Source organism: Allobosea sp., from assembly GCF_051860145.1.
GTDB lineage: Bacteria > Pseudomonadota > Alphaproteobacteria > Rhizobiales > Beijerinckiaceae > Allobosea.
This window is the reverse complement of sequence record NZ_JBHYEM010000013.1, coordinates 41,972-55,399: the sequence shown is the minus strand read 5'-3', so window position 1 is coordinate 55,399 and position 13,428 is coordinate 41,972. Positions and strand designations below refer to the sequence as shown.

13 protein-coding genes are annotated in these 13,428 nt (G+C 67.6%); 12 read left to right on the top strand and 1 reads right to left on the bottom strand.

The annotated features are described in order from the left end of the window. Window positions 1-67: 67 nt before the first annotated feature. The 3 genes from ACTIF2_RS19460 (at window position 68) to ACTIF2_RS19450 (ending at window position 2,908) form a co-directional block, all read left to right on the top strand. Window positions 68-1,486, top strand: a complete 1,419-nt coding sequence (locus ACTIF2_RS19460) for an SAF domain-containing protein (RefSeq protein WP_439498764.1) — start codon at window positions 68-70, stop codon at window positions 1,484-1,486. Between the two features lie 46 nt (window positions 1,487-1,532). Beyond that, entirely contained in the window at window positions 1,533-2,219 is a 687-nt protein-coding gene (locus ACTIF2_RS19455) for a GntR family transcriptional regulator (RefSeq protein WP_439498763.1), read from the top strand. Window positions 2,220-2,413: 194 nt separating this feature from the next. Continuing rightward, window positions 2,414-2,908 carry a DUF4142 domain-containing protein gene (locus ACTIF2_RS19450; RefSeq protein ID WP_439498762.1) on the top strand — a complete coding sequence of 165 codons (495 nt, stop codon included), beginning with the start codon at window positions 2,414-2,416 and terminating at the stop codon, window positions 2,906-2,908. Between the two features lie 119 nt (window positions 2,909-3,027). Here the strand turns inward: ACTIF2_RS19450 and ACTIF2_RS19445 are convergent, their stop codons facing one another. Further along, complete coding sequence (locus tag ACTIF2_RS19445; protein WP_439498761.1) at window positions 3,028-3,447, bottom strand: GNAT family N-acetyltransferase; 420 nt, start codon at window positions 3,445-3,447, stop codon at window positions 3,028-3,030. A gap of 91 nt (window positions 3,448-3,538) precedes the next feature. Between ACTIF2_RS19445 and ACTIF2_RS19440 the strand changes: the two genes are divergently transcribed. The 9 genes from ACTIF2_RS19440 to ACTIF2_RS19400 all read left to right on the top strand — a co-directional run bounded on the left by ACTIF2_RS19440 (window position 3,539) and on the right by ACTIF2_RS19400 (window position 13,184). After that, window positions 3,539-4,480, top strand: coding sequence for a LysR family transcriptional regulator (locus ACTIF2_RS19440; protein WP_439498760.1), 942 nt, complete (start codon window positions 3,539-3,541; stop codon window positions 4,478-4,480). A 98-nt stretch (window positions 4,481-4,578) separates the two neighbouring features. Continuing rightward, window positions 4,579-5,463 carry a shikimate dehydrogenase gene (locus ACTIF2_RS19435; RefSeq protein WP_439498759.1) on the top strand — a complete coding sequence of 295 codons (885 nt, stop codon included), beginning with the start codon at window positions 4,579-4,581 and terminating at the stop codon, window positions 5,461-5,463. A gap of 57 nt (window positions 5,464-5,520) precedes the next feature. Next, the gene (locus tag ACTIF2_RS19430; protein ID WP_439498758.1) at window positions 5,521-6,657 is read left to right on the top strand and encodes an ABC transporter substrate-binding protein; all 1,137 of its coding nucleotides are present in this window, start codon (window positions 5,521-5,523) and stop codon (window positions 6,655-6,657) included. Window positions 6,658-6,768: 111 nt separating this feature from the next. Then, window positions 6,769-7,647, top strand: coding sequence for a branched-chain amino acid ABC transporter permease (locus ACTIF2_RS19425; protein ID WP_439498757.1), 879 nt, complete (start codon window positions 6,769-6,771; stop codon window positions 7,645-7,647). Beyond that, entirely contained in the window at window positions 7,644-8,663 is a 1,020-nt protein-coding gene (locus ACTIF2_RS19420) for a branched-chain amino acid ABC transporter permease (protein ID WP_439498756.1), read from the top strand. The genes ACTIF2_RS19425 and ACTIF2_RS19420 overlap by 4 nt, the downstream gene beginning before the upstream one ends. Further along, window positions 8,660-9,403, top strand: a complete 744-nt coding sequence (locus ACTIF2_RS19415; protein ID WP_439498755.1) for an ABC transporter ATP-binding protein — start codon at window positions 8,660-8,662, stop codon at window positions 9,401-9,403. Before ACTIF2_RS19420 ends, ACTIF2_RS19415 begins: the two co-directional genes overlap by 4 nt. Before the next feature lie 102 nt (window positions 9,404-9,505). Beyond that, window positions 9,506-10,243, top strand: coding sequence for an ABC transporter ATP-binding protein (locus tag ACTIF2_RS19410; RefSeq protein WP_439498754.1), 738 nt, complete (start codon window positions 9,506-9,508; stop codon window positions 10,241-10,243). Beyond that, complete coding sequence (locus ACTIF2_RS19405; protein ID WP_439498753.1) at window positions 10,240-11,310, top strand: Gfo/Idh/MocA family protein; 1,071 nt, start codon at window positions 10,240-10,242, stop codon at window positions 11,308-11,310. The genes ACTIF2_RS19410 and ACTIF2_RS19405 overlap by 4 nt, the downstream gene beginning before the upstream one ends. Beyond that, window positions 11,307-13,184: a bifunctional sugar phosphate isomerase/epimerase/4-hydroxyphenylpyruvate dioxygenase family protein gene (locus ACTIF2_RS19400; protein WP_439498752.1), complete on the top strand. Its 1,878-nt coding sequence runs from the start codon at window positions 11,307-11,309 to the stop codon at window positions 13,182-13,184. Before ACTIF2_RS19405 ends, ACTIF2_RS19400 begins: the two co-directional genes overlap by 4 nt. Window positions 13,185-13,428: the final 244 nt, after the last annotated feature.

The window sequence follows — 13,428 nt, the reverse complement described above, 5'->3', positions numbered from 1 at the left end:
TCGTGCTATAGGCTAAGCCAAAGTGGCGGCCGGTGAGAGTCGCAACGCGGCACCGGGAGGAGCGGACATGAATTTCCACGCGCATTATGCCGGCATCGGCAAAGCTGTCGAAACCTGCCTGGTCGGCAGCGGCGGCTTCGGCCAGAGCTTTCTGGGCCAGGCCCGCCGCATCAGGCTGGTCAATGCGCGGATCGCCGTCGACATGAGCGCCGAAGGCGCCGCGCGCGCCATGGCCGCCGCCGGGATCGAGCCACGCGAGATCGCGCCTTGCGAGACTCCGGCCGAGGCCAAAGCCGCCTGGGCCGCCGGCCGGCATATCGCCGCCGGCAAGCTGGAGACCGTCATCGACCTGCCCTTCGACCTGCTGATCGAGGCGACGGGCAGCCCGGAAGCGGCGACGCGCCACAGCCTGGCGGCGATCGAGGCGGGACGACATGTCGCGCTGGTCTCGAAGGAGGCCGACAGCGTCGTCGGGCCCGGCCTCGCGCGCATGGCCAGGGACAAGGGGCTCGTGGTCACGCCCGTCGACGGCGACCAGCCGAGCCTGCTGGTCGCGCTCGCGACCTGGGCCGAGGTGCTCGGTCTCGAGATCATCGCCGCCGGCAAGTCGAGCGAGTACGATTTCGTGCTCGACGCCGCAACCGGCTCCGTCACCTGCAACGGCGTGACACATTCCCTCCCGGAGCTGCGCCAGCACTGGCTGCCCGGCGACCGCTCGGCCGTGGCGACCGCCGCCGAGCGCGCCCGCATCCTGGGCAGCGCCTTCCCGCTGCGCGCCGTGCCCGATCTCTGCGAGATGACGCTGGTCGCCAATGCCATCGGCCTCGGCCCGGACACGCCCGGCTTCCACGCGCCGCCGGCGCGCATCCCGGAGCTCGCCGAGCTGTTCGCGCCGCGCGAGCGAGGCGGCCTGATTTCCGGCACGCGCCGGGTCGACGTCTTCCATCATCTGCGGCTGGCCGAGGAGGCGAGCTTCGGCGGCGGCGTCTTCATCGTCGTGCGCTGCGAGGACGACACCACCTGGGACATGCTGGCCGGCAAGGGCCATGTCGTCAGCCGCGCGGCCGGCACCGCGACGCTCTACTTGCCGCGCCATCTGCTCGGCGTCGAGGCTGCGACCAGCATCCTCGACGCGGCCGGCCTCGGCCGCTCCGGCTATGGCGACGATTACCGCCCACGCTGGGACCTGGTCGCGGTGGCGCAGCGCGACCTGCCGGCCGGCACGGTGCTGACCATGGGCGGGCACCATCACAGCATCGAGGATGTCGGCGCCGAGATGCGGCCCGCAGCGGCGCTCGCCGACGACAGGCCGGCGCCGTTCTACCTGGTCGCCGACCGCAAGCTCACCCGCCCGGTCGCGGCCGGAGCGGCGATCCGCTTTGGCGACGTCGCGATCGACGAGGGCTCGACGCTGCTGCAGACGCGGCTGAAGCAGGACGCGATCTTCGCGGAAACCGTGGTGGAACGCTACGCGGCGGCGCGTTGACAGGCGATAGCCCCCATGCCGTAACGATGCAGAGCGAGGGACGGCGATGACGAACGAAGCTGACATGACCAGCGATGCGCCGGACAGCTACCCGCGCATCATGCGGCGCACCTTGCACGAGGAGGTGCTGGAGCGCCTGCGCGACATGATCATCGAGGGCCGGCTCGCGCCCGGCCAGCGCATCAACGAGGGCCAGATCGGCGCCCAGCTCGGCGTCTCGCGCACGCCCTTGCGCGAAGCGATCAAGACGCTGGCGAGCGAGGGCCTGGTCGAGATCCAGCCGGCCAAGGGCGCGGTGGTGCGCCGCTTCTCCGAGAACGACCTCGCCGAGATCCTGCAGGTGCTGAAATCGCTCGAGCAGCTCGGCGGCCGCATGGCCTGCGAGCAAGCGAGCGACGCGACGATCGAGGCGATCCATGGCCTCCACAAGGAGATGATCGCGCTCTACGAGGCCAAGAACCGGCTCGAATATTTCAAGTTCAACCAGGCGATCCACAGCGCCATCGTCGCAGCCTCCGGCAACAAGGTGCTGATGGAGATGCACGAGACCCTGCAGGCGCGGATCAAGCGGCTGCGCTTCATCGGCAACGAGGGACCGGTGAAATGGGCCGGCGCGGTGGCCGAGCACGAAGAAATGATCGTGGCGCTGCTGAAGCGCGACGCCGACGCGCTCTCGGATGTGATCGGACGCCACATCGAATCGACGCGCCTGCGGGTGCATGACGTCTTCTGACGGTCCGGAAGCACGCGCCGATCGGAACGCAAAGCAATCCGAGCGGTTCGCGCGTTCTCGATCGATAGTCTAAAAGCAGATTCACCGATCGGGTTGGTTCAACCTGATCGGGCCGGGCTCTAAAGGCGGGGGAACATCGCGAGAGGTCGCCGGTTACCGCCTGGGGGGCGATAACGCATGTCTGCGAGGTATCGATGAAATCATTCCTGTTCGCCCTGATGACGCTGGCGCTCCTCGCCTCGCCCGGTCAGGCACAGGCGCCCATGCCTCCCCACGAATTCGTCGCCAAGGCCGCGGTCTCGAACATGTTCGGCGTCGAGGCGGGGACCATGGCACTGCAGAAGAGCGCCTCGGCCGAGATCAAGAAATTCGCCCATCTCGCCGTCAACGACCGCACTACGGCCGGCACCGGGCTGCGGCAGATCCTGGCCAAGCGCACCGGCATCAGCGCGCCCGAGATCCCCGACGGCAAGCACCAGGACATCCTGCGCGAGCTCGGCACGCTGCAGGGCGCCGATTTCGACCGCGCCTATATCAAGTCGCAGCAGCAGGCCTCCGAGGAGGCGGTGGCGCTGTTCTCGGCCTATGCCGAGGCCGGCACCGACCAGGAGCTCAAGGCCTTCGCCGCCAAGACGCTGCCGGTCATGCAGGCGCAGCGCGACCTGCTGAAGGCTCTTCCCGGCAACTAGGATCTCTCTCCGTACTGCCCAGGATCGTCATTGCGAGCGCAGCGAAGCAATCCAGGAGCCTCACGCAAGCCCCTTGGATCGCTTCGCTGCGCTCGCGATGACGTCGAAGGCGGACACGCTCAGAGCTCGCAGACATACATGACGAAGCTTTCGGCCGGGCCGCAGCGGCGCTCATAGAGCGCGCGCGCCGGCAGGTTGTCAGGCTCGGTCCCGACCCAGGCCTCCTCGCAGCCGAGTTCCCGACCCCAGTCGAACATCTCGTCCAGCATGCGCCGCGCGATGCCGCGGCGCTGCAGGGCGGGCGTGACGCCGACCTCGTCGATATAGAGCTCGGTCTTCTTGTCGGGATGCCGGTGGACCACCGCCGCGACCTGGGCGACGACCTGCCCGCCGTGAAGCGCGACCAGCATCAGATGCCCGGGCGCTGCGAGATAGGCGGCGAGCCGCGCGGCATCGACCGGCTCGTCGAAGACATCCGCCGCCACCTGCGCGAAAAGCGCTTCGTCCGCCGCCCCTGCGCGCCTGATCTCGATCTCCACTCCCCCTCCGCTCCCGTTCGGCGCGGCTTGACAGCCCGGCCGGCCTCGCCTCCGCTTGTGGCAAAACAAGACCGGGAGGAAAATGCCGACCATGCTGACGCTCCGCCAGATCGAGGTGATCCGCGCCATCATGATCACCGGCACGATCGCCGGCGCGGCCAAGCTGCTCAACGTCTCGGCGCCCGGCATCAGCCGGCTGATGAAACATACCGAGCGCACCTTGCGGCTGAAGTTGTTCGAGCGCCGCCATGGCCGCTATGTCCCGACGCCGGAAGCCAACGACATTTTCGAGCAGATCAACGGCGTCTACAAGAAGGTCGACGACCTGCACTACACGCTCGCCCGCATCGAGCGCGGCGGCGATGTCGAGCTCCGGCTCGGCTCGGTGCCGAGCATCTGCCATGTCATGGTGCCGCGCGCGATCGAGCGGCTGCGGCGCAAGCATCCCGACCTGCGCATCGACATCAACATCCTGAAGATCGAGGAAGCGCTCGACTATCTGCTGCTCGGCAAGGGAGAGATCGCGGCGATGAGCTACAAGCTCGACCATCCCGGCATCGATTTCGTGCCGCTGGCGATGGGCGAGCTGCTCTGCATCGTGCCCGACGGCCACGAGCTCGCCGGCCGCCCTGCCCTGTCGGCGCGCGAGATCGTGCGGCACGAGCTGATCGGCATCGACCCGAACGATCCCTACGGGCGCGTGATGAGCGAGATCTTCGCGCGGCAGGGCCTGGCCTATGACATGCGGATCAAGGCGCGCTTCGGCACGACCGTCTGCTCGCTGGTGCGGGCCGGGCTCGGCATCGCGGTGATCGACCAGTTCACCGTCGCGCATGGCTCGATGCAGGGCATCACCGCGATCCCGATCGAAGAGCCGACCCAGTTCCAGACCTATGTCGCGATCAAGAACGACAAGGCCCCGTCGCTCTATGCCGAGACCTTTGTCGCGCTGCTGCGCGAGGAGATGAACGCCGTCGTGACGGTGCGACAGTCAACGGCGCAGCCGAGCGCCGAGATCGTAACATCAGGTTAGGTAATCACGACGAATTGGTTATCGCGTTACTGCGGTAAATCGGTTTAAGTGGCGCTTGGCAACGCTTGCACATGACAAGCGAGCCGAAAGGGACGGATATGCCGGCAATCGCCATCGCCAACAAGACGAAGCGCGTCCTGCTCGGGCTGATCGGCTCGCCGATCGCGCATTCGGCCACGCCGGCCATGCAGGAGGCGGCAGCGAGGGCGGCCGGATTCGAGGCGCATTATCACCTCGTCGAGGTCGCCGGCGCCAGTCGTTTCGATCTCATCGCCATGCTGGAGGGCGTCCGGCGGCTGGGCTTCGCCGGCGTCAACGTCACCTTCCCCTACAAGGAAGCGGTGGTCGACCTGCTCGACGAGCTTTCCCCCGAGGCCGCGGCGATGGGCGCGGTCAACACCGTCGTCGTCGACGGCGCGCAGCTGGTCGGCCACAATACCGACGCCAGCGGTTTCGCGGCGGCCTATCGCGGCCTGAACCGACCGGTGGGCGAAGGGCCGGTGGCAATCATCGGCGCCGGCGGCGTCGGCAAGGCGATCGCCTTCGCGCTCGCCTCCTGCGGCGTCACGCGGCTGAACCTCTTCGATCTCGACCGGGCGAAATGCGAGACGCTCGCAGGCCTGCTCGAAACCCGCGCCGAGGCCATGATCGCCGACAGCGTCGAACAGGCCGTGGCCGGGGCCGCCGGCATCGTCAACGGCACCCCGCTGGGCATGCTGCCGAACCGCGACATGCCGGTGCCTGCCGGCCTCATCCGCGAAGAACAATGGATCGCCGACGCGGTCTATTATCCGCTCTGGACGCCGTTCCTCAAGGCGGCGCAGGCGGCCGGCGCGACCGTGATGACCGGGCGCGAACTCGCCATCCATCAGGCGCTCGACGCGTTCCGGCTGTTCACCGGCCTCGAGCCCTCGCAGGAGGCGATGGCGGAGAGCTTCGACAGGACCATGGCGGCGCGCGCCTCGATCGTTCGCGCTGCCTGAGAGATGGCCCGGCGGGAACCGGGCAGAGACAAGAAACCAACGAGTGGAGGAAATAGCATGAAAGCCAAATGGATCATCGCCGCCGCGCTCAGCGCGGGGCTCGCCGCGCCGGCCATGGCGCAGGACAAGGTCAAGCTCGTCGATGTCGTCGAGCTCTCGGGCGCCGGCGCGACCGCCGGCACCAACTGGAAGAACGGCATCGACCTCGCCGTCGCCGACATCAACGCCAAGGGCGGCATTCTCGGCAAGCAGATCGAGATCACCCATTACGACACGCAGACCAATCCGGGGAACACGCGTGCCGCCGTGCAGCGCGCCATCGACGAGGGCACCTATGCCGTGCTCGGCCCGGTCTTCTCCGGCCCGATCGGCGCCTCGATGCAGATCGCCCAGCGTGCCGAGATCGCCCAGATCATGGGCGGCGAGGCGGCCGGCCTGACCAAGCAGGGCAACGAGTACCTGTTCCGGACCTCGCTGAGCCAGAGCGCGGCGATGCCGAAGATCGCGAAATATCTCAAGGACACGGTCAAGGCCGGCTCGGTCGCCGTGGTTTGGGTCAATAACGATTTCGGCAAGGGCGGGCGCGACGCCATCATCCCCGAGCTGGAGAAGGCCGGCATCAAGGTCGCGGCCGATGTCGCGACCGAGCAGGGCCAGGCCGATTTCGCCGCCGACGCGATCAAGATCAAGAACTCGAACGCCGATGCCGTCTTCGTCTATCTGAACGAGGAGGAGAGCGCACGCTTCCTGCGCGCCGCCAAGCAACAGGGCATCACCAAGCCGATGGTCGGCGAGACCACCCTGCTCGGCGCCAAGGTGATCGAGCTCGCGGGCGATGCCGCCAACGGCGTCAAGGGCCATGTCGGGCTCTCGATCGACGCCCCGATCCCGGCCTTCCAGGAGTTCGGCAAGAAGTTCCAGGCGAAGTACAACTATGCCTCCGACCATAACGGCCTGAAGGGCTACATGGCCGTCTATATGGTGAAGTGGGCGACCGAGAAGCAGAAGAAATTCGACAAGAAGGGCGTCGCCGACACCTTGCGCGGTGCGACGATCAAGCCTTCCGAAGAGCCGGGCATCCTGATCGAGACCACGATCGAGAAGAACGGCGACCTCGACCGCGAGAGCTTCCTCGCCGAGGTCAAGGACGGCAAGCAGGTGATCACGGCAACGCTGCCGAAGATCAACCCGTAACGCGCACGTCATTCTCGGGCGGCGCAGCGCGCCGACCCGAGAATCTCGTCGTCCAGAGATGGTCGGGTCAAGCCCGACCATGACGCTCAACGAACCGAGCGAGAAAACGCCATGGCCGAACTCATCGCCTATCTCATTGCCGGGGTCGCCACGGGCGCGATCTACGCGCTCGCCGCGATCGGCTTCACGCTGGTCTGGCAGACCTCGCAGACGATCAATTTCGCCCAGGGCGAGTTCGTCATGCTGCCGGCCGTCATGGTGCTGCTGGCGATCAAGCTGTTCGGCGCGCCGATCTGGCTCGGCGCGCTGATCGGCATCGCCGCCTTCATCCTGATCTTCGGCGCCGGCTTCAAGCTCATGGTGGTCGATCCGATGATCCGGCACGGAGTGCTGCCGCTCGCCATCGCCACGATGGCGCTGTCGATCATCATGAAGGAAGGCGCCAAGGACGGCTTCTCGGCCGAGGCGCAGAACTTCCCCTCCTTTGTGCCGACGCAGACGATCTCGGTCTTCGGCGCCTCGATCTCGATGCAGCATCTGGCGATCATCGTCGTCGCCTTCGCGGTGATCGGCCTGCTGCAATGGTTCGTCGGCGGCACCCGCCTCGGCCGCCAGATGCAGGCGACGGCGCAGAACCCGACGGTGGCGCGCATCCTCGGCATCCCGGTCGAGCGTATGGTGCTGCTGACCTTCGTGATCAACGCGGCGCTCGCCGTCGTCGCCTCGGTGCTGATCTCGCCGATCTATCTGGCGAAGTTCTCGAATGGCGAGGTGATCGGCCTCTTCGCCTTCATCGCGGCCATCGTCGGCGGCTTCAACCAGGTGCGCGGCGCACTGGTCGGCGGCCTCGTCGTCGGCATCGTCGACAGCCTGGCTGCGGCCTATGTCTCGACCTCCTATCGCCTCGCCGTGCCGCTGATCCTGCTCGTCGTCATCATCCTGCTCAAGCCGGAAGGGTTGATGGGCCGCAAAGAGGAGCGCCGCGTATGACCGCGCCAGCCAGCCATAGCGCAGCGAGCGAGCGCCAGCATCGCCTCGCCCTGCCCGCCTCCGCCGACGGCACGCTGATCACGCTCATCCTCGGCGCCGTCATCCTCTGGTTCGCGCCCTCCGGCATGGGGCGCTACGGCACCTATGTGCTCTCGCTCTGGCTGGTGATGAGCATCGCCGTGATGGGGCTCAACCTCACGCTCGGCTATGCCGGGCTGAAATCGCTGGCCCAGGCCGCCTTCATGGGCATCGGCGCCTATGCGACGGCGTTGCTGACCAGCAAGGTCGGGCTCAACTGGTACGCCTCCTTCGCGATCTCCGGCCTGCTGACCTTCGCCGTCGGCCTCGTGCTCGGATTCCCGGCGCTGCGGGTCAAGGCGCATTACCTCGCCTTCGTGACGCTGGCCTTCTCGACGCTGATCTGGCTGGTCCTGCGCAACGAGCAATGGCTGACCGGCGGCGTCTTCGGCCTGTCCAACATCCCGCGGCCGAGCTTTTTCGGGCTGAAGCTCGACCGGGCGCTGGCCTTCCATCGCTTCGTCGTCGTCGTCACCTTCATCCTGGCCGTCGCGCTCTGGTGGATGATCCGCTCGCCCTGGGGCCGGGCCTTCATGGCGCTGCGCGAGAACCCGATCCGGGCCGCGAGCCTCGGCGTCGACACGCGGATGTACACGCTGCTCGCCTTCGCCATCGGCTCGGCCTATGCGGGCTTTGCCGGCGCGCTCTATGCCCCGCTGGTCGAGTTCATCGACCCCTCGCCCTTCTCGCTGTCGCAGAGCTTCTTCCTGCTCTTGATGGTGGTGGCGGGCGGGGCCGGCTATCTGCTCGGCCCCTTCATCGGCGCGCTGCTCGGCGTCGTGCTCCCGGAATGGCTGCGCGTCGTCGGCTCGCTCTACCTGATCATCTTCGCCGCGATCGTCATGCTGCTGCTGATCGCCTGCCCGCAGGGCGTCAGCGGGCTGATCGAGCGGGCTTACGCGAAGCTCACCGGCAAGCAGGTGGGAGGCAACCAATGAGCCAGGTCCTGGAAGTCAGCAACATCCATAAGGCTTTCGGCGGCATCAAGGCGGTGAACGGCGTCTCGTTCTCGGTCAAGGAAGGCGAGATCCTCGGCATCATCGGGCCGAATGGCTGCGGCAAGTCGACCCTGTTCAACTGCATCCTGGGCCAGCTCGAACCGAGCGAGGGCTCGGTCAAGCTCGACGGCCGCGAGGTCACCGGCATGCGCCCTTCCGACCTCAACCGGCTCGGCGTCAGCCGCACTTTCCAGCTCCTCCAGGTCTTCCCCGAGCTCTCGGTGCGCGAGAACCTGATCCTCGCCGGCCAGGAGCACGAGGGCAGCATGCTGACCCGCTTCTTCGGGCGGCGCGACGCGGGGCTGACCGAGAAGGCCGACAGGATGATCGGCTTCTTCAAGCTCGGCCATCTCGTCGACGCCAAGGCCGGCGGGCTCTCCTACGGCCAGCAGAAGCTGCTCGATGCGGCGATGGCCTTCATGGCCGGGCCGCGCCTCGTCCTGCTCGACGAGCCGGCCGGCGGCGTCAACCTGACCATGCTCGGCGACCTCAAGGAACGCCTGCGCGCCATCAATGCCGAGCAGGGCGCGACCTTCGTGGTGATCGAGCACAACATGGATTTCGTGATGTCGCTCTGTTCGCGCGTCATCGTTCTGGCGGAAGGCAAGGTTCTTGCTGAGGGAACTCCGGCCGAGGTCCGGGCGAACCCGCAGGTGATCGAAGCTTATCTGGGGCATTGAAACACGCGTCATGCTCGGGCCCGACCCGAGCATCTCTTTCAGGAGATTCTCGGGTCTGCGCTACGCTCCGCCCGAGAATGACGTTCAGGGAGACACGATGCGATGACGCCTCATATCCTCGAACTCGACGGCGTGGTCGGCGGCTATGGCGCCATGACCATCCTGAACGGCACCACGTTCAAGGTCCGGCGGGCCGCGATCACCACCGTGATCGGCCCGAACGGCGCCGGGAAATCCACGGTGTTCAAGGCGATCTTCGGCCTGCTCAAGGTGCGCGAGGGCCATATCCGGCTGGAGGGCCGGGAGATCACCAACTGGAACCAGCGCAAGCTGCTGGAAGCCGGCATCTGCTATGTGCCGCAGGGCCGCAACATCTTCCCGGAGCTCTCGGTGCGCCACAATATCGAGCTCGGCGCGGTCGCCGCGGGCAGCAACATCACCGACATGCCGAAGCGGCTGGAGGCGGCGCTCGACCGCTTCCCGGCGCTGCGCCGCAAGGCCGACAGCCAAGCCTCGACCCTGTCCGGCGGCGAGCAGAAGCAGCTCGAAATCGTGCGCGGGCTTTTGCTCGACCCCAAGCTGGTGCTGATCGACGAGCCCTCGATCGGCCTCTCGCCGATGCTGGTGCAGGAGACCTTCGGCATCCTGCAGGACCTGCGCTCGCGCGGCGTCACCATCCTGATGGTCGAGCAGAACGCCCGCTCGGCGCTGGAGATCTCCGACGAGGGGCTGGTCCTCGAACTCGGCCAGACGCGGATGCAGGGCCCGGCGGCGGAAATCCTAGCCGACCCGCGCGTCGGCCAGCTCTTCCTCGGCGGCGCCATGACGGAGGCGGCATGAGCCCTCCCCTCCAGATCGCCCTCATCGGCGCCGGGCTGATCGGCCGCGCCCATCTTTCGCGCATCGAGGCCTCGCCGGACTGCGCCTGCGCGGCGATCTGCGACCCGGCCGAGTCGGCGCAGGCGCTCGCCGCCGAGCGCGGCCTGCGCTGGTTCCCTTCGCAGCGCGAGATGCTGGCGGCGATGCGGCCCGACGGTGCCATCATCGCGACGCCGAACGCCCTGCATGTGCAAGGCGCCGTCGATTGCCTGGAATCCGGCGTGCCGGTGCTGGTCGAGAAGCCGCTGGCCGAGAGCCTGGCGGCGGCGCAAAAGCTGGTCGATGTCGAGGCGCGCACGGGAGTGCCGGTCCTCGTCGGCCATCACCGCCGCCACAACCCGATCGTCAAGACGGCACGCGAGATCGTCGCCAGCGGCGAGATCGGCCGGCTGGTCGCGGTCAACGCGCTCTTCCTGATCCGCAAGCCCGACGATTATTTCGACGTGGCCTGGCGGCGCGAGCCCGGCGGCGGCCCGGTGCTGATCAACCTGATCCACGACATCGACAATCTCCGCTTCATCTGCGGCGAGATCGAGAGCGTGCAGGCGATGACCTCGAATGCGACGCGCGGCCTCCCCGTCGAGGACAGCGCGGTGCTGATCTTCCGCTTCGCCAATGGCGCGCTCGGCACTGCGACCGTCTCGGACGCGACGCCCGCACCCTGGAACTGGGAACTCAGCTCCGGGGAGAACAAGGCCTTTCCGCAACGCGACGCGCCTTGCTGCCTGATCGCCGGCAGCGAGGGCTCGCTGGCACTGCCGGAGCTCGGGCTCTGGCGCTACGAGGGCAAGGCGGGCTGGCGCGAGCCGCTCGTGCTTGAAAGCCGCGCCGTCGAGCCGGTCGAGCCGCTGGCCGAACAGCTCCGCCATTTCTGTGCGGTCATTCGCGGGACCGAAACGCCGCTGACGAGCGCAGCCGATGCCGCGCGCACACTCGCCGTCGTCGAGGCGGTGGCGGAAGCCGCCAGGACGGGCGCGGCCGTTGCGCTCACAGCCGATTCCATCCCATCCGGGGCGCGCGCCGCATGAATCCGACCTCGATCGCCACCGTCTGCCTGAGCGGCGACCTCGCCGAGAAGCTGCAGGCGATCGCCGCCGCCGGCTTCGACGCGGTCGAGGTTTTCGAGAACGATTTCGTCACCTTCGACGGCAGCCCGCGCGATGTCGGGCGAATGATCGCCGATCTCGGCCTGAGCATCGCCGCCTTCCAGCCCTTCCGCGATTTCGAGGGGCTGCCGGAGCCGCTGCGCGCCCGCGCCTTCGCCCGGGCCGAGCGCAAATTCGCGATCATGAACGAGCTCGGCGCCGAGCTGATGCTGATCTGCTCGAATGTCTCGCCGCAGGCGCTCGGCGGCATCGACCGCGCCGCCGCCGACCTGCGCGAGCTGGGCGGACTGGCCGAGAAGCACGGCGTCAGGGTTGGGTTCGAGGCGCTGGCCTGGGGCCGCCATGTCAACGACTACCGCGACGCCTGGGAGATCGTGCGCCGCGCCGACCATCCCCGCATCGGCCTGATCCTCGATTCCTTCCACACATTGGCGCGGCGCTCGCCGCTGGAGCCGATCGCGGCGATCCCGGGCGACCGCATCTTCCTCGTGCAGCTCGCCGATGCGCCGAGGCTCGACATGGATGTGCTGAGCTGGAGCCGGCATTTCCGCTGCTTTCCGGGCCAGGGCGACCTGCCCGTCGCCGATTTCGTCAAGGCGATCGAGGCGACGGGCTATGCCGGACCGCTCTCACTCGAGGTCTTCAACGACCAGTTCCGCGCCGGCTCGGCGAGGCGGCTGGCGAGCGACGGCGTGCGCTCGCTGATCCAGCTCGCCGACCAGGCCGAGCCGAACCTGCCGCCGCGCGCCGAGTGCATCGGCGTCGAGTTCATCGAGTTCGCGCTGGACGAGGATACGGCGCATGATCTGGCGCAGCTCTTCGCGGCGCTCGGCTTCCGCCAGACCGGCACGCATCTCAGCAAATCGGTGACGCGCTGGAGCCAGGGCGCGATCAATCTCGTGCTCAACACCGAGAAGGACGGCTTCGCGCAGTCGCACGCGATCATGCATGGTCCCGGCGTCTGCGCGATCGGGCTCAGGGTGGGAGATGTCGCCCAGACCATGGCGCGGGCCAAGGCGCTGAAGATCGCGGCGTTCGAGCAGCCGATCGCACCGGGCGAGATGCATATCCCGGCCATTCGCGGCGTCGGCGGCTCGCTGATCTATTTCACGCAAGCCGAGGGCGAGCTCGGCCATGTCTGGGAAAAGGAATTCGTCGCGGCCTCGGGGGACGGAACGGCGCCCGCCGCCCTCCTCCAGAGCGTCGACCATATCTCGCAGTCGATGGACTATGAGGAGATGCTGTCCTGGCTGCTGTTCTACACCTCGCTCTTCGCCCTGGAGCGGATCCCGCAGCTCGCCATCGCCGACCCGGCCGGGCTCGTCGAGAGCCGGCCGATCGTCAGCCAGGACGGGGCGGTGCGCTTCGTGCTCAACGGCTCGCAGGCGACCCGCACCCTGTCCTCGCGCTTCGTCTCCGAGCATTTCGGCTCGGGCGTGCAGCATATCGCCTTCTCGGCGCCCGACATCTTCGCAGCGGTGACGGCGATGCGGCAGGCCGGCCTGTCTTTCCTCGACATCCCCGAGAACTACTATGACGATCTCGAGGCCCGGCACGGGCTGGAGCCCGATTTCGTCGACCGGCTGCGCGAGCACCACATCCTCTATGACCGCGACGGCGAGGCCGAGTTCCTGCAGGTCTACAGCCATGTCTTCGCCCAGCGCTTCTTCTTCGAGATCGTCGAGCGGCGCGGCGGCTATTCCGGGTTCGGAGCGGTCAATGCGCCGATGCGCCTCGCCGCGCAGGCGCGCGAGGCACGGCCAGTGACCGTGCCGCGGCCACTGCGGGAGGACTAGGATCTACCGCCAATTCGCAGGAACGCGTGTCATCCCGGACAAGCGGCGAAGCCGCGCTGATCCGGGATCCATGCCGGAGCCTCGAACGGCAAAGCACCGCACGAGGATGCACCTGCCCCTGCGGGAGAGCCAATAAGGCTTCGCTCTGGCGCGCGTAGGCGGAAGCTGGAGGGCGTGGCGCGTCGCCGCCCGCAGGATCTGATTCAAGCTCGGCCGCCAAGCTGCTGACGCCATTGCGATTCCG